The organism is Delftia sp. (assembly GCF_059499305.1).
Genome location: NZ_JCABYI010000031.1, coordinates 12,954 through 25,822 on the forward strand (window position 1 = coordinate 12,954; position 12,869 = coordinate 25,822).

The 12,869-nt window shown below is 64.9% G+C and carries 12 protein-coding genes; 5 read left to right on the plus strand and 7 right to left on the minus strand.

The window, feature by feature from the left end:
* Positions 1–10 precede the first annotated feature (10 nt).
* From AC5I49_RS21160 to AC5I49_RS21180, 5 genes are all read right to left on the minus strand, one after another.
* Positions 11–277, minus strand: coding sequence for a Flp family type IVb pilin (locus tag AC5I49_RS21160; protein ID WP_016447810.1), 267 nt, complete (start codon positions 275–277; stop codon positions 11–13).
* Positions 278–1,025: 748 nt separating this feature from the next.
* Positions 1,026–1,874 (minus strand): NADPH-dependent 7-cyano-7-deazaguanine reductase QueF, encoded by an 849-nt coding sequence (gene queF, locus AC5I49_RS21165; RefSeq protein ID WP_495789852.1) that lies wholly within the window; start codon positions 1,872–1,874, stop codon positions 1,026–1,028.
* Positions 1,875–2,029: 155 nt separating this feature from the next.
* Positions 2,030–2,914, minus strand: coding sequence for a 2OG-Fe(II) oxygenase (locus AC5I49_RS21170; RefSeq protein ID WP_016447807.1), 885 nt, complete (start codon positions 2,912–2,914; stop codon positions 2,030–2,032).
* Positions 2,915–2,992: 78 nt separating this feature from the next.
* Positions 2,993–3,778, minus strand: a complete 786-nt coding sequence (gene yaaA / locus AC5I49_RS21175) for a peroxide stress protein YaaA (RefSeq protein ID WP_016447806.1) — start codon at positions 3,776–3,778, stop codon at positions 2,993–2,995.
* Positions 3,779–3,885: 107 nt separating this feature from the next.
* Complete coding sequence (locus AC5I49_RS21180; protein WP_495789853.1) at positions 3,886–7,017, minus strand: Rne/Rng family ribonuclease; 3,132 nt, start codon at positions 7,015–7,017, stop codon at positions 3,886–3,888.
* A gap of 535 nt (positions 7,018–7,552) precedes the next feature.
* On the opposite strand from AC5I49_RS21180, the gene AC5I49_RS21185 reads away from it, so the two are divergent.
* Genes AC5I49_RS21185 through AC5I49_RS21200 form a run of 4 tightly spaced genes read left to right on the plus strand, consistent with a single transcriptional unit; the run spans position 7,553 to position 10,791 of the window.
* Positions 7,553–8,614 carry an RluA family pseudouridine synthase gene (locus AC5I49_RS21185; protein WP_016447804.1) on the plus strand — a complete coding sequence of 354 codons (1,062 nt, stop codon included), beginning with the start codon at positions 7,553–7,555 and terminating at the stop codon, positions 8,612–8,614.
* A 24-nt stretch (positions 8,615–8,638) separates the two neighbouring features.
* Positions 8,639–9,325 carry an HAD family hydrolase gene (locus AC5I49_RS21190; RefSeq protein WP_016451169.1) on the plus strand — a complete coding sequence of 229 codons (687 nt, stop codon included), beginning with the start codon at positions 8,639–8,641 and terminating at the stop codon, positions 9,323–9,325.
* Positions 9,326–9,374: 49 nt separating this feature from the next.
* The gene (locus AC5I49_RS21195; protein ID WP_495789854.1) at positions 9,375–9,743 is read left to right on the plus strand and encodes a Rieske (2Fe-2S) protein; all 369 of its coding nucleotides are present in this window, start codon (positions 9,375–9,377) and stop codon (positions 9,741–9,743) included.
* A 1-nt stretch (position 9,744) separates the two neighbouring features.
* Positions 9,745–10,791 carry a S49 family peptidase gene (locus tag AC5I49_RS21200; protein WP_016451171.1) on the plus strand — a complete coding sequence of 349 codons (1,047 nt, stop codon included), beginning with the start codon at positions 9,745–9,747 and terminating at the stop codon, positions 10,789–10,791.
* Between the two features lie 81 nt (positions 10,792–10,872).
* Here the strand turns inward: AC5I49_RS21200 and AC5I49_RS21205 are convergent, their stop codons facing one another.
* Both AC5I49_RS21205 and AC5I49_RS21210 read right to left on the minus strand, forming a co-directional pair.
* Positions 10,873–11,664, minus strand: a complete 792-nt coding sequence (locus AC5I49_RS21205; protein WP_046985932.1) for an SAM-dependent methyltransferase — start codon at positions 11,662–11,664, stop codon at positions 10,873–10,875.
* A complete protein-coding gene (locus tag AC5I49_RS21210) occupies positions 11,661–12,281 on the minus strand; it encodes a Maf family nucleotide pyrophosphatase (protein ID WP_046985931.1) in 621 nt (206 codons plus the stop codon). The genes AC5I49_RS21205 and AC5I49_RS21210 overlap by 4 nt, the downstream gene beginning before the upstream one ends.
* A gap of 25 nt (positions 12,282–12,306) precedes the next feature.
* On the opposite strand from AC5I49_RS21210, the gene AC5I49_RS21215 reads away from it, so the two are divergent.
* Complete coding sequence (locus tag AC5I49_RS21215; RefSeq protein ID WP_495789855.1) at positions 12,307–12,864, plus strand: YceD family protein; 558 nt, start codon at positions 12,307–12,309, stop codon at positions 12,862–12,864.
* Positions 12,865–12,869 lie beyond the last annotated feature (5 nt).

Below are 12,869 nucleotides of genomic sequence, written 5' to 3' on the forward strand. Positions count from 1 at the left end.
GCAGGCCCGCTTACTTGTTCTCGTAGGCGTCGAGGCCCTTTTCCTTGCGCTCTCCATCAGCCTTGCCGGCGGCAGCTTCTGCCGCCTGGATGGCCTTCTTGGCTGACTTGCCGGCCACTTCATTGGCAATGCCGGAAGTCTGGGCGCGGATGGTTTCGCCAAAGTACTGGTAGACGGCAATGGCGGCCACGCCAATCAGGGCCACGATGATGATGTACTCGGTCATGCCCTGGCCGCGTTGCTTGCGAGATTGAAGTGAGGTATTGAAGGTGGTCATGCAAAAGCTCCTGTGCTGGTGGAAGAATCTGTAGGGACGTAAGCAGGCGGACGCAGGGCTGCAGCCGTGCATCACGGAAACGGGAAAAAGGGAAAACGCAATTCAGGAATAAGCGGGCACCAGGGCGGTGGCTGGCGGTTCTTCCGAATTGCGCATGTGCAGGGAATCAGCCGTGCCCAGGCACAGGGCCTTGGCGTCAGCGCACTGCGTCAAGGCGCTGAATGAAAGCGATGCATGGATGGTCTCTCCCTCAAGGTTGGCGGTGGACTGCCGCTTTGGCGCTGCGCGCCAGGACAGTTCTGCGTGGGGCATTGGCAGGAAAAAGGCACCTGCCTATGCCTGACTTTCCGGCGGCGATTCATTGCTGCCTGAAGTCATTTCTTGTGCCGCCAAGCCTATGAACTTTTTTCTCGCTTGTCTCTAAGACAACTCCTGACGATGTTTCTGAATGCATCGACGGAGATTTTTGCTGTCATTTCAATAGCAAGCTATTTAGTGAATTCCGTGTTTTCGACGATCCATCCGTGGCAGATAAATCGAGGCGAAATAGGCTCAAATAGGGTGATCTGAAAAGTCAATCTGAATCGATGCAGGACGATTCCTGTTTTTCAGAATTCAGGTGCGGGCCGCCGACAGGAGCCTGGGCGCGGGGCTCGATGGGCAGGAGTGCGGGCATGCCGCTGCGGCGTCGGCATGCCGGTGAAAAGCTTGAAATGACGGCCGGCTTGAGGATGGCCGGCCGCCTCTTTTACTGCCGTGCAGAGCGCACGTTGGCCGGCAGCGCGCCAGGATGGCTGGTGCGGAATGGGTTGATGTCCAGGCCGCCACGGCGCGTGTAGCGTGCGTACACCGAGAGCTTGATGGGGCGGCAGCGGGTCCAGATGTCCATGAAGATGCGTTCCACGCATTGCTCATGGAATTCGTTGTGGTTGCGGAAGCTCACCAGGTATTGCAGCAGGCCTTCCTGGTCGATCTGCGCGCCGCTGTAGCGGATCTGCACGCTGCCCCAGTCGGGCTGGCCTGTGACCAGGCAGTTGCTCTTGAGCAGGTGGCTGACGAGGGTCTCGGTGACGGGCGCTTCCTCGTGGTTGGCGTGCAGCAGCTCTGGGGCGGGCTGGTACTGCGTGCATTCCACGTCCAGGCGGTCCAGCAGCAGGCCGTCCAGTTCCTGCACCATTTCCTGGTCGAAGCGGTCCAGGCCGATGATCTTCACGCCGATGCTGCCCTTTTGCTCGCTGCCTCGCCATAGTGCTTCGGCCAGGTCGGTGCGAAGGCGTGCCTGGACTTCGGCAGCGTCGGCCAGGCGGGTGTTGTTGAAGCTGTTGAGGTAGAGCTTGAACGACTTGCTTTCGATGAGATTGGGGGTCTCGCAGGGAATCGTGAAATGCACGAGCGCCACCTGCGGCTTGCCGCGCAGGTTGAGCCAGGACAGTTCGAACGCCGTCCACAGGTCGGCGCCGAAGAAGGGCATCTGGCTGCCCTGAATGCCGATTTCCTCGCGCTTGGGCGCGCGGGGCAGGGGGAACAGCAGCGAGGGGGCGTACTGGTCGACGTAGGCAGAGCTTTTGCCCAGCTGGGATTGGTCGGGAGTGTTCATGGAAAAAGGGCCGGCCGTGCCGGCGCTGGTCAGGCCTGGACGGTCCGCGCGGAGCGCGTGGACCCAGGCTTTGAAGCTAACTGAATTTCCATGCCCGCAGGCATGGGCGGCCATATAAGGTCAATAAGGGTTGGTGCGCCCGGGTTCGATGGTGCTCAGTGGAATTCGCGTTCGCGCAGCCATTTGGTGGCGATCCATTTTTCGCCGGCCAGCACGGGCGCGCCGCCGTGCAGGGTGCGCGTGGAGGGATCGGGGCGTTCGTAGCTGAAGAAGACGGCGTTGCCCCGGCGCGGCACCACTTGCAGCGGCACTTCTGGGAAGATGGTTGCGCCGCCTCGCTCGGGCTCGTTCAGGTAGATGACCAGGGTGCCCACGCGCTGGCCGCCGCGCTTGAGGATGGTAGGCGTGCCGGGTTCGCCGGGCGCGAAGTAGTCGTGGTGGGGCTTGTACTCGGCGCCCGGGCCGTAGTGCAGCACCTGCAGGCCTTCGCCGTGGTCCAGCGGCCAGCGCAGCAGGCGGGCGATGCGTTCTTCCAGCTGGCGGACGATGCCGGTTTCCCCGCGCTGGAAGAACATGCCGTTGCTGGTGCGGTCGTCATTGATCTCTTCACCGCCGCTTTGCGTGGCCACGGTGAGCGAGCGCGCCATGCGCGGACGCGCGGCGGCGATGATGGCGTCGCACTCCTCATGCGAGAGCAGGTTGCCGAAGACCACGATGCGCGGGTTGCGCATGCTGACCAGTACCTGGACCTTGCGGTCGCCGACATCGATGCTGGTGGGGTCCTGGGAGAGGTCCGGCTCGGGCAGCGAGGAGGCCGAGACGACGACGGCCGGTGGCGCCGCTTCGCCTTGGTGGGGCAGGTCCAACGCCCGCCGGGCCAGTTCTTCGCTCCAGCCCACGTCGCGCATGGAGCGCAGCAGGGCCGCAGGCCCTATGCCCGATGCGCGCTGGTCGCGTACCCATTGCATGAGTTCAGGCGTGAGACCCGCCGGCAGGTCCTGCGCGGTGCTCGGGGAATCTGGTGAGGATTTGAGGCTCATGGCGTGCAGTGCGGCCCTTGCCGCAGTGAATGGACTCCAAAGGCATCGAGGCCGGGGCCGGCCGGTGGCCGGCGAGGCTCAGTCAGCGGTCTTGCGGCGGAACACCAGGCGCGCAGGCGTCGAGGAAGCTGGCGCCAGTGCGTAGCCTTCCAGATCGAAGGCTTCGAGTTCAGCCGCGCTGCGAGCGCGTTGCTGTATGGCAAATCGTGCCATCAGCCCGCGCGCGCGTTTGGCATGGAAGCTGATGATCTTGTAGGCGCCGTTCTTGTAATCCTCGAACGCGCATTCCACCACCGGGGGCTTGAGGTGCTTCAAGTCTACCGATTTGAAGTATTCCTGCGAAGCCAGGTTGACGACGACGCGCTCGCCCGCCGGCTGCCGGGCCGCGCGCTGGTTCAGGTACTCGGCAATGCGGCTGCCCCAGAACTGGTAGAGGTTGCTGCCATGCGCGGTCTCCAGCCGGGTGCCCATTTCCAGGCGGTAGGGCTGCATGCGGTCCAGCGGACGCAGCACGCCGTACAGGCCGCTGAGGATGGCGATGTGCTGCTGCGCCCAGTCCAGGTCTTCGGCGTCCAGGCTGCGCGCCTGCAGGCCTTCATAGACATCACCGTTGAAGGCCAGCAGCGCCTGGCGGGCATTGGTGGCCGTGAAGCGAGGGCTGAAGGCCTCGTAGCGCGCCACGTTGAGCGCAGCCAGCTTGTCGCTGATGCCCATGAGTTCCGACAGTTGCTGCGGCGATTGGCGGCGCAGCACTTCGATCAGCTCCAGCGGCTGTTCGGAGAAGACGGGAAGCGTGTGTGGCAGCTTCGGCGGCAGCGGTGTGTCGTAGTCCAGCGATTTGGCGGGAGAGAGCAGCAACAGCATGGCGGGACGCAAGCTCCAGGATAGAGAGGGAGGAAAGACAGATGGACGGGGGTGGCGGCAGAAACAAACAGGGGCCGCGAGGGCCCCTGTGTCTTCACTGTCTGTGGTCAGACATGGGCCACGCCCTGCGGTTGCTGCTCGAATGGCAGCTGCAGGTCGCTCAGGTCCTTGCGTGTTTCCACGAGGATCAGAGGACCGTCATCCAGCACGACCATGGGCGGGCGCTCGCGCACGACGCGCTCGGGCTGCGGTTCGGCCGCGATGGCTGCCTGCGCAGCGGCCACCTTGTCGGCATCGGAGCCCACCCATTGCAGGCCCGAGGCGGCGGCCAGCGCCTGCAGCTCGGACACGGGCAACTGGTAGGCCTGGACCTTGGGCAGGCCGCGTTCTGCGGTTGCCTCAGCGGCCTTGGCTGCAGCGGGCTCGGCTGCGGCAGAAGCAGCAGAAGCGGCAGGTGCAGCAGGTGCTGGCACGTCTGCCGTCACGGCAGGGGCCGCCACGGGGGCCGGTGCGACCGGCGCGAAGGCCGCGCTCTGCTGCTCGGGCACCGCGACGGGTTGCTGCACTTCCACAACTGCCGCAGGCTGTGCGGCCACTGGGGCTTCGGCCACGGCTTCGGGGGCCTGGACTTCGGCAGCAGAGTTGGCGGCGTTGAAGTAGCTGCGACGGGCTGGCTGCTGATCCTGCTCGGGCACGGAGGCCTCGAAGGACTGCACGGCTTCGCCTTCGGCTTCACGCGGTGCGCGCTCTGCACGGTCACCGCGATCGCCACGCTCGCGGCGGTCACGGCCGTAGCGGTCGCGCGAACGACGCTGGCGCGGCTGCTCTTCGCCGGAGGCGGGAGCAGCGTTGTCCAGGGACTGGTCCTGCTGCTGGGCCTGGTTGTCCAGCTTTTCTTCGGACTCGGGCGCGACTTCGAACTGACGGGGCTGGCGCTCGCTGCGTTCACCGCGTTCGGCGCGATCTCCACGCTCGCCTCGTTCACCGCGCTCGCCTCGTTCACCGCGCTCGCGGCGGCCTTCGCTGCGTTCCTGGCGGTCGCCACGCGGCGCGCGCTCGGGACGCTGCTCGAGGGCGCTGCCATCTGCCGCCAGGGCTGCGGAGGCGTTCACGGCCTCCAGCGGCTGGCGGTTTTCGCCGTCGCGGCTGCGCTCGCCACGGCCGCGGCGTTCGCCGCGGTCGGTGCGTTCACCGCGCTCGCCACGATCCGGGCGCTCACCACGTTCACCGCGTTCTGTGCGCTCGCCACGCTCGGCATTGCGGCGGTTGCGATCGCCAACGCCAGCCTGGCGCTCGGCGTTGGGGGCGCCGGCGCGCTCACCGCTGCGCTCGGTGCGCTCACCACCACGCTCGCCATTGCGTTCGTTGCGGCGGCCACGGCTGTCGTTGCGGCCGTCACGGCGACCTTCGCGTGCGGGGGCTTCGGCAGCCGGCACGGGCGCTGCGACCGGCGCAGGTGCCGCGCCAAAGCCGAACAGGCTCTTGAGCCAGGCAAAGAAGCCTTGTTCGCGGACCACGACGGGGGCGGCGGCCGGTGCGGGCGCTGCCGCCGTGGCTGCAGGCTTGGCGTCGCGCTGCTGGCCGTTGGCCGGGCGGTTGCGGCTGCCTTCGGGGCGAGGCTCGGCAATGGGAGCCGGCATGTCCGGCAGCACACCCTTGATCATGGGTGTCTGCTTGTTGGTGGGCTCCTGCGAGCGGCGTGTCACCGTGGTTTCGGTGTCCAGCTCTTCGGCCAGCTTGTAGCTGGCTTCCATGCTTTCCAGGCGCGCATCGTCGTGCTTGAGGCGCTCGAGCTTGTAGTGCGGCGTGTCCATGGACTTGTTGGGGACCATGATCACGTTGACGCGCTGCTTGAGTTCGATCTTGGTGATCTCGCCGCGCTTTTCGTTGAGCAGGAAGCTGGCCACTTCCACGGGCACCTGGCAGTGCACGGCGGCCGTGTTGTCCTTCATGGACTCTTCCTGGATGATGCGCAGGATCTGCAGCGCAGAGCTTTCCGTATCGCGGATATGACCGGAGCCGCCGCAGCGCGGGCAGTTGATGTGCGCGCCTTCGGACAGGGCGGGCTTGAGGCGCTGGCGGCTCATTTCCATGAGGCCAAACTTGCTGATGGTGCCGAACTGCACGCGCGCACGGTCCTGGCGCAGCGCGTCGCGCAGGCGATTCTCGACTTCGCGGCGGTTCTTGCTCTCCTCCATGTCGATGAAGTCGATGACGATCAGGCCGCCCAGGTCGCGCAGGCGCATCTGGCGCGCGACTTCGTCGGCGGCTTCCAGATTGGTGCGGGTGGCGGTTTCCTCGATGTCGCCGCCCTTGATGGCGCGGGCCGAGTTCACGTCGATGGAGACCAGGGCCTCGGTGTGATCGATGACGATGGCGCCGCCCGAGGGCAGGGTCACGGTGCGCGCGTAGGCCGATTCGATCTGGTGCTCGATCTGGAAACGGCTGAACAGGGGGGCATCGTCGCGGTAGCGTTTGACGCGGGCGGCATGCTCGGGCATGACGTGCTGCATGAACTGCTGCGCCTGCTCGTAGATGTCGTCGGTGTCGATGAGGATGTCGCCGATGTCGCCGTTGAAGTAGTCGCGGATGGCGCGGATCACCAGGCTCGATTCCTGGTAGATCAGGAAGGCGCCCTTGGCCGACTTGGCTGCGCCATCGATGGCGTTCCACAGCTTGAGCAGGTAGTTCAGGTCCCACTGCAGCTCGGGCGCGGTGCGGCCGATGCCGGCGGTGCGCGCAATGATGGACATGCCCTTGGGGTACTCGAGCTGGTCCATCGCCTCCTTGAGTTCGGCACGGTCCTCGCCCTCGATGCGGCGCGAGACGCCACCGCCGCGCGGGTTGTTGGGCATCAGCACCACATAGCGGCCGGCCAGCGAGATGAAGGTGGTCAGGGCCGCGCCCTTGTTGCCGCGCTCTTCCTTCTCGACCTGGACGATCAGTTCCTGGCCTTCACGGATGACTTCGTTGATGCGGGCCTGGCTGGGCGAGACGCCTTCGGCGAAATACTGCTTGGAGATTTCCTTGAAGGGCAGGAAGCCGTGGCGGTCTTCGCCGTAGTCGACGAAGCAGGCCTCAAGGCTGGGCTCCACGCGCGTGACCACGGCCTTGTAGATGTTGCCCTTGCGCTGCTCGCGTCCTTCGATCTCGATCTCGTAGTCGAGGAGCTTTTGTCCATCGACGATGGCAAGGCGCCGCTCTTCCGACTGCGTGGCGTTGATGAGCATCCGTTTCATGATGCGTTTCCTTTATTCGTTTTCTCTGGGGCGCGCCGGGGTGCAGCCTCTGCTGCCAGACCGTCACGCCTTTGACTTGTAATCAAAGACAGGCTCGCGAGGGAGCCGAGATGCCGGACTGACGCATTGAAACGAAAGGAATCGCCGAATGCCTTGCTTCTTGAGACCTGGCTCAAGTCAGCAATGGGGGCAAGGGCAGGGGGACGAGAGCGATGAGAGAGGCACGCCGTCCAGCTTCAAGCGAAGCTGCTGCACGTGCAGGGCAGGCGGGAGGCTTGGGGGCGGCAATGATCCTGGGCGCAGGCGTTTTCCTGCTCCACAGCGTGACCATCCATGCCCAAAAGATCCACATGCTCGCTTTTGATCCGCTGGCAGCGGCGGACGCCGGGTCCGACCCCTTCTGCCAGCTTGAGATTCCGTATCAGTGTTTCAATTCGTCAGCCACAACCGATGCAACGACGAACTTCGCAGGCCATCTTTTCCTGCTGTTTCGCGTGCATGACACCGGATGGCATCGACCTGCCTGTGCGGGGAAATGGTTGTTTGGACTAAACTCCATGAGAATCAACCACTTATAAATAGTTCGGCACAGGTGAAACACATTATAGAGGGCAAACCGGCAGACGACCGTTCCCTGAACGCAGCCACTGCCGCAGTGCGGCTGATCGAAGTCGATGACGATTCGGCCGGACAGCGGTTGGACAACTTTCTCATACGCCATCTCAAGGGCGTTCCCAAAACCCATGTCTATCGCATCATCCGCAGTGGAGAAGTGCGCATCAACAAGGGGCGCGTCAGTGCGGAAACCCGCGTCTCGACCGGCGATGTCGTTCGCGTGCCGCCCGTGCGCATTTCCGAAAAAGTCGCCGAAAAGGCCGAGCGGCCTGCACCCGCCAGGGATTTCCCCAGTCTGCTGGAAGACGAGCATCTGATTGCCATCGACAAGCCTGCCGGTGTGGCCGTGCACGGAGGCTCGGGCGTGAGTTTTGGCGTCATCGAGCAATTGCGCCAGGCGCGGCCGCAAAGCCGCTTTCTGGAGTTGGTGCATCGGCTCGACCGCGAGACATCCGGCATCTTGCTGGTGGCCAAGAAGCGCTCGGCGCTGACGCATCTGCAGGACCAGTTCCGCGAGCGCGAAACCGGCAAGACCTATCTGGCGCTGGTCCAGGGCACCTGGCCTGCCAACCGCAAGGTGATTGATCTGCCGCTGCACAAATACCTGCAGGCCGACGGCGAGCGCCGCGTGCGGGTGACCACGGCCGATGATCCTGACGGCATGCGCTCCGTCACGCTGGTGCGCGTTCGCAGCACGCTGGCGCCCCAGCCCCTGCTGGGTCTGCCGGCCATGAGCCTGCTGGAGGTGACCATCAAGACCGGGCGCACGCACCAGATCCGCGTGCACCTGTCCAGCCAGGGGCACCCGATTGCGGGGGATGACAAGTACGGGGACTTCGACCTGAACCGCCGGTTGCAGAAACAGGGGCTCAAACGCATGTTCCTGCACGCATGGCGGCTACAGTTCACACACCCGTCCAGTGGTGAGCGGGTGGAATTGCGCGCCGAGCTTCCCGAGGAGCTGGCCCGTTTCGCCGGCTGACGCCGGATTTGACTCCTTGCAGACATGACAACTCCTGGTTCTTCCGAGATCTACCGTGCGCGCCGCTTCGACCTCATTGCCTTCGACTGGGATGGGACGCTGTCGGATTCCACCGCGGTGATCGTCAAGTGCATTCAGGCGGCCGTGGCCGATGTGGGAGGCACGCCCCCCAGCAATGAGGCGGCCTCCTATGTGATCGGCATGGCGCTGATGCCGGCATTGGCGCGTGCGGCGCCCGATGTGTCGCCCGAGAAATACCCGGAGCTGGGCAACCGCTATCGCCACCATTTCATCAAGCACCAGGACGACATCAGCCTGTTCGCCGGCGTGCTGCCCATGCTGGCGGCGCTGCGCGAGCGCGGCCACCTGCTGGCCGTGGCCACGGGCAAAAGCCGGCGCGGTCTGAACGATGCGCTGCAGGACCCGCAACTGCGCGGCATGTTCGACAGCTCGCGCACGGCGGACGAAACCGCCGGCAAGCCCAACCCGCTGATGCTGCAGGAGCTGATGGCCGAATTCGGCGTGGAGCCTGGCCGCGTGCTGATGATCGGCGACACCACGCACGACCTGGAACTGGCCCGCAATGCAGGCTGTGCCAGCGTGGGCGTGGGCTATGGCGCGCATCCCACTGACGGCTTTGGCGTGCTGCAGCCGTTGCATGTGGCGCAGAGTGTTGCGGATTTGCATCAGTGGCTGCTGGCCCATGGTTGAGTCGTCATGCCCGCGTCAGCGCGGGAATCCATGCTTGTGAGGTGCGCTGGTGACCGTTGATCGCATCGTTTTGTGTGCCAGCGAGGCCTTGCAGGAAGGTGCGAATGCCGTGCCTTTCGACGTGGTCTACGCGGGGAATGCCTGCCGCGCATTCGCCATCCGCTTCGAGGGACAGGCGCATGCCTATCTGAACCGCTGCACGCACGTGGCCATGGAGATGGACTACCAGCCAGACCGCTTTTTCGATGATTCCGGGCGTTGGTTGCTGTGCGCAACCCATGGTGCGGTCTATGCGCCGGACAGCGGCGCCTGCGCTGGCGGCCCCTGCCGTGGCGGCCTGGTGAAAATCTCCCTGAGCGAAAGCGCGGGGGTGGTGCACTGGCATACTGCCGATAACCTGAAACCCGTCGAGTTCTGACATGACTTCCCCCATACCCCCGGAAAATCCTGGCTCCGCATCGCACCCTTCCCCGGGTGCGGACCTGTGGGCCCGGGCCACGCCCGCCGCGGCGGCTGCCGATGCGCGAACGGCGGCATCGAGCGGCTGGGAGCGGGACGTGCTGGAAAAGCTGGTCTTCGCCACCATCAACGAGCAGCGCGCCTCGCGCCGCTGGCGCCTCTTCGGCCGCCTGCTGTGGACGGCACTCATCCTGGTGGTCCTGTGGGTGCTGTTTGCCAAGGACACGGCGACCACGACCAGCTCCTCTCCGCATACCGCAGTGGTCGAGGTCAAGGGCGAGATCGCTGCAGGCGCCGACGCCAGCGCGGAATTCGTGGTGGCCGCCATGCGCAGCGCCTTCGAGGACTCGGGCTCGCGTGCCGTCGTGCTGCTGATCAACTCGCCAGGCGGCAGCCCGGTGCAGGCCGGCATCATCAATGACGAAATCGTGCGGCTCAAGGGCAAGTACGACAAGCCCCTGTATGCCGTGGTGGAGGAAACCTGCGCTTCGGCTGCTTATTACATTGCTGCGGCGGCCGACGAGATCTTTGTCGACAAGGCCAGCATCGTGGGCAGCATCGGCGTGCTCATGGATGGCTTCGGCTTCACGGGCGCCATGGAAAAGCTGGGCGTGGAGCGCCGCCTGCTGACGGCTGGCGAGAACAAGGGCTTCCTGGACCCGTTCAGTCCCATGTCCGAAGCACAGCGCGCCCATGCCCATCAGATGCTGGGCCAGATCCACTCGCAGTTCATCAATGTGGTCAAGGCCGGCCGTGGCGATCGCCTGCATGAGACGCCCGAGACGTTCAGCGGCCTGTTCTGGACGGGTCAGCAGGCCGTGGAGATGGGCCTGGCCGACAAGCTGGGCAGTCTTGACTATGTGGCCCGTGAAGTGGTCAAGGCGGAAGAGGTGGTGGATTACACGCGCCGCGACAACGTGGCCGAGCGCCTGGCCAAGCGTTTTGGCGCGGCCTTCGGTGGAGGTGCCGTTCAGGCGCTGCGCTCCAGCCTTCCGTCTCTGCGCTGATTTCCCTGGCGTCTGCCAAGATGCAAAAAGCCCGCCTTCTTGTGGAAGGCGGGCTTTTTTTGCTCATCGAGGAAGACAGTCTCAGCGACCGATGGAAAATACCACCGGTGTGCGGTTGTCCGGCACTTCCTTGTGCTGGCGCCATTCGCGCACCAGACGGCTTTCGATGCGGGCGCTCTCCAGTGTCAGGCCGCAGGCCAACGCCAAACGGGTATGGGGTTGCAGCGTCTGCAGCAGGGCCTGCCACAGCGCGGCGTTGCGGTAGGGCGTCTCTATGAACTGCTGGGTCTGGCCTTGGCGCAATGCCAGGGTTTCAAGCTCCTTGATGCGCTGAACCCGCCCGCCAGCGTCCTGCGGCAGGTACCCCACAAAGGCATAGTTCTGTCCGTTGAGTCCGCTGGCGGCCAGAGCCAGCAGCAACGACACCGGACCGATCAGGGGCACGACCCGTATGCCCAGATCATGCGCGGCGCGCACGATGGAGCTGCCGGGGTCGGCCACGGCAGGCATTCCGGCCTCGCTGACCAGTCCCATGTCGTGGCCCAGCAGCAAGGGGGCGAGCAGTGGCTTGGCATCGAAGACCGCTGCGCCTTTGTCGCCGTGGTCGCCCTTCTTGTGGGCCTCGCGCGGCAGTTCTGTGATCTGCTGGGCTTGCAAGGGTTGGGCCAGGGCGTGCAGTGCGTCAATGCGCTTCAGGTAGGCGCGCGTGCTTTTGGCGTTTTCGCAGATCCAGTGGGTCAGGCGTGCAGCGGTGCGCAGTGTTCCATCGGGCAGGACCTGCGTCAGCGGCATTTGCTCGTCGCAGCCGAAGTCCAGCGGCGCGGGCACCAGATAGAGCGTTCCTTTGGTGGGTTGGGTTGCAGCATCGTTCATGGCAGCACGGCTCCTGCGGCGCGCAGCAGCTGGCAGGTGCGGATCAGCGGCAGGCCGATCAGCGCCGTGGGGTCGTCGCTGACGATGGCATCCAGCAGCGCGATGCCCAGTCCTTCGCTCTTGGCGCTGCCTGCGCAGTCATAGGGCTGTTCGGCGCGCAGGTAGCGTTCGATCTCCGCGTCGTTGAGATCACGAAACCGGACCTGGACGGTGACCGCATCGGTCTCGGCAAAGCCGCTTTCCCGGCAGACCACGCTCACGGCGGTGTGGAAATTCATCTGGCGCCCGCTCATCTGGCGCAGTTGTTCGGTGGCGCGCTCGTGGGTGCCGGGCTTGGACAGCGGCATGCCATCCAACTCGGGTACCTGGTCGGAGCCGATGACGACGGCGCCCGGGTGCAGCGCCGCCACGGCCTGTGCCTTGGCCAGGGCCAGTCGCAACGAAAGTGCATGCGGTGTTTCGCCGGTCAGCGGTGTCTCATCGACTTCCGGGGACACGGTCTGGAATGGTAGTTGCAGCCGCTCCAGAAGTTCGCGGCGGTAGCGTGAGGTGGAACCAAGGATCAGGGGGCGTGCCAGGCCGGGAGCCTGGGCTAAGGCGAGGTGGGAAGCTTGCATGCCCGGATTCTCTTACACTGCCCGCATGAGCAAGGAATTTTCTGCGGTCCGTCTCGATGTTCGCGCTTTTGCGCAATCGGCGGGCCATCTCCAGGGTCAGTCGGCGCTTTCGGCCTTTCCTCGTCTGGCCGAGGATGCGCAGCCGGATGCCGCTGATGGGCACGGCGAGGTGCACTGGCAGGCTGACGGCGAACTGGTCGAGCAAACCGGCGGTTCGGGCCAGGTCTGGCTGCATCTGCAGGCCGATGCTGTCGTTACGATGGTGTGCCAACGCTGCCTCACTGTGGCACCCATCTCCCTCCAGGTCGATAGGTCTTTCCGCTTTGTTGCGGACGAGACCACGGCCGAGTCCGAGGATGACGAGAGCGACGAGGACCTGCTGGTGCTCAGCCGCGAATTCAACCTGCTTGAACTCATAGAGGATGAGCTGCTCATGGAGTTGCCCGTGGTGCCACGCCACGACAGCTGCCCCGAGCCGGTGAGCATGCAGTCCAGTGACGCAGACTTCGAGCAGGCCAGCGAGGACAAGCCCAATCCATTTGCCGTGCTGCGCGGGCTGGATGTGGGCAAGTCAGCCGACTGATTGCG

What these genes read in the sequence shown, in the direction of transcription:
- AC5I49_RS21160 (WP_016447810.1), bottom strand. Translation starts at nt 277, where the DNA reads ATGACCACCTTCAATACCTCACTTCAATCTCGCAAGCAACGCGGCCAG.
- queF (WP_495789852.1), bottom strand. Translation starts at nt 1,874, where the DNA reads ATGAACACTCCCGACCAATCCCAGCTGGGCAAAAGCTCTGCCTACGTC.
- AC5I49_RS21170 (WP_016447807.1), bottom strand. Translation starts at nt 2,914, where the DNA reads ATGAGCCTCAAATCCTCACCAGATTCCCCGAGCACCGCGCAGGACCTG.
- yaaA (WP_016447806.1), bottom strand. Translation starts at nt 3,778, where the DNA reads ATGCTGTTGCTGCTCTCTCCCGCCAAATCGCTGGACTACGACACACCG.
- AC5I49_RS21180 (WP_495789853.1), bottom strand. Translation starts at nt 7,017, where the DNA reads ATGAAACGGATGCTCATCAACGCCACGCAGTCGGAAGAGCGGCGCCTT.
- AC5I49_RS21185 (WP_016447804.1), top strand. Translation starts at nt 7,553, where the DNA reads ATGGTTGTTTGGACTAAACTCCATGAGAATCAACCACTTATAAATAGT.
- AC5I49_RS21190 (WP_016451169.1), top strand. Translation starts at nt 8,639, where the DNA reads ATGACAACTCCTGGTTCTTCCGAGATCTACCGTGCGCGCCGCTTCGAC.
- AC5I49_RS21200 (WP_016451171.1), top strand. Translation starts at nt 9,745, where the DNA reads ATGACTTCCCCCATACCCCCGGAAAATCCTGGCTCCGCATCGCACCCT.
- AC5I49_RS21205 (WP_046985932.1), bottom strand. Translation starts at nt 11,664, where the DNA reads ATGAACGATGCTGCAACCCAACCCACCAAAGGAACGCTCTATCTGGTG.
- AC5I49_RS21210 (WP_046985931.1), bottom strand. Translation starts at nt 12,281, where the DNA reads ATGCAAGCTTCCCACCTCGCCTTAGCCCAGGCTCCCGGCCTGGCACGC.
- AC5I49_RS21215 (WP_495789855.1), top strand. Translation starts at nt 12,307, where the DNA reads ATGAGCAAGGAATTTTCTGCGGTCCGTCTCGATGTTCGCGCTTTTGCG.